The 1049-nt window shown below is 49.1% G+C and carries 2 protein-coding genes; both read left to right on the top strand.

The window, feature by feature from the left end; translation table 11 throughout:
• On the top strand, positions 1 to 97 hold a 97-nt coding region (locus Q0614_RS07285; protein ID WP_298787656.1), incomplete at its 5' end, for a hypothetical protein.
• Positions 73 to 1049, top strand: a 977-nt coding sequence (locus tag Q0614_RS07280; RefSeq protein ID WP_298787654.1) for a YgjP-like metallopeptidase domain-containing protein, incomplete at its 3' end; no start/stop codon positions are given. The genes Q0614_RS07285 and Q0614_RS07280, both read left to right, overlap by 25 nt.

Below are 1049 nucleotides of genomic sequence, written 5' to 3'. Positions count from 1 at the left end.
CGTTTGGATCGGGTTTTTCTGCGACGAGTGGCTGCGCGGCAGCGCGAATACGGCGAGATGGATAAGCAAAAAATGGCAGAGCAAAAAGTTAGTCTAAATTTGCTAGGCTTGCAGATCAGCCTGCGCTTTAAGCGGATGAAATACGCGCGCATCCGCATCAATAAAGAGTGTGAGATCAGCGTCAGCGTGCCGCGCTCCTACACCACGGCGCAGGCAGAAAATTTCATCCTAAAGCACGAAAGCTGGATCCGCCAAACGCTAGAGCGGCTGCAAAGCAAGCTACTAGCAAGCGACGAGATTAGAATTTTAGGCAAAATTTATAAGCTGAAATTTAGCCGCGAGGCTGAGCTCGGCACAAACTGCGGCGCGAGTAAAATTCCGAATGATGGTGCGCAGAGTTGTGTGGATAGCGGCGCAGGCGGTGCAAATTCAGCTCATTTACAAAGCGGCGCAGACATAGGCGGTAGCGGCGATGTGAGCGGCAGCGCAAACAATTCCATGGGCGGCATGAATGACGGTGCGGGTAGCGGCGCGGGAAGTGAAATTTTAAAATTTCACTTGGGCAGGCACACCTCGCAAAGTAGTGCGGCGGGCGAGAATTTGAAATTTAACCTACCGGACGATGCAGCGCAAGGGCTAGCGCAACAGAGCAAAGTGCGACAAAGCGGCGGATTTATAGATACAGCGGCGCAAAATGTTTTCAAACAATCCCGCGGCGAAATTTTAAAATTTCACTCGGACGGGTGCGCTCCGCAAAGCAGCGATGCAGGTAAATTTAACTCCACCTCAAGTGACGAAATTTTAAAATTTGATCCCACCGCAAGGGACGGAATTTTAAAATTTAAACCCGCCGAGAGCGGAGAAATTTCAAATTTTAGCTCTACCGCGAGTGAGGAAATTCCGCTCATGAGCGAAAAAATTTCAAAATCTGCGAGCGAAAACGCGCCGCAAAATGTAGCGCAAAGCGCGCAAGCGGAGGAGTGCGACGAGCCCGATTTTACGATCAAAAATTTTATCCAAAGCTCTAAATTTAAAGATAAAATTTTTAT

The organism is uncultured Campylobacter sp., assembly GCF_937997595.1.
Lineage (GTDB): Bacteria > Campylobacterota > Campylobacteria > Campylobacterales > Campylobacteraceae > Campylobacter_B.
Note: the sequence above shows the minus strand (reverse complement) of the source record. Positions and strands in the feature narration are given on the sequence as shown.